Here is a 924-nt window from a genome sequence, read left to right on the forward strand (position 1 = left end):
CATGGAAGCTCAGATCATCATGTGTCGCCGGTTGCTCAAGTTGTTGCTCGAAGGCATCAGCCATACCGGTGAGTTTCAGTGTGCGCAGCTGCGCCACGAGTGCATCGTGGTTCATAGGATTTCCTTGATGGTGTTTGAGGTTGTGATGGCGAAGAGGACCGGCTTCGCCCACCGGTAGTACACGGTTACGCCAAGCTCAGTGAAAGGCTTCCGAACCGCGAACATTTTCGTGATCTTGCAGGAACAGGTCGTCCTGCAGCTCAGCGTCCTTTGCCGTGTTCAGCGGCTTCTTGTCGAGCCCTTTCTTCAGGATTGACTCCACGCTGGTACGCGTTGGCGAGCCGATTTCCAGTGCGCGCAGGCAGGCATCCTCCAGCCTGACCCGGTCATACTTTTTGGCCAGAGACAGCAGTGCAAGAACCGCACGGAAAGACTGTTCAGGAAGACGTTTTCTACGTAGCTGCTCCTGAGTGACGTGCAGCGTCGAAGGGCCAATGTCACTGGCCCATGATTCGAAGCGCTCCACTGACCACTCGGCCATGAACTTGTGGCCACCGGGCATGTGCTCGGTGAGAGTCGTATATCCGGCACGGACATGAGATCTGGCATGACAGGCGACACGTTGCCCCCGTGCATAGACACTGACAAGCTTGGCGCTGGCATGCACCTCGACTGTTGTTTTGCTCAGGTTGTGAGGGACGGAGTAGTAGTGACGTTTGTACTCAATGTGATAGTCGATATGTACGCGGGCGTCGAGAATATCAACGTATTCATAAGGAGAGGCTGGCAGAGCTTTGAGCGCCTGTCGCTCGATGCTTTCAAACCGGCTTTTACGTGAGCCAGGCAGGCGCTGAAAGGGTCGTTCGTTGAGCGAGTCGAGCAGCTGCGCAATCGCCGCATTGAGCTGTCCGATGCTGAAGAATG

1 protein-coding gene is annotated in these 924 nt (G+C 55.7%); it reads right to left on the reverse strand.

The genetic code is table 11. The features are described from left to right. Positions 1–196: 196 nt before the first annotated feature. Positions 197–924, reverse strand: a 728-nt coding sequence (locus tag ACUNV4_RS30385; RefSeq protein ID WP_430882432.1) for a Mu transposase domain-containing protein, incomplete at its 5' end; no start/stop codon positions are given.

It is taken from the genome of Granulosicoccus sp. 3-233 (assembly GCF_052681095.1).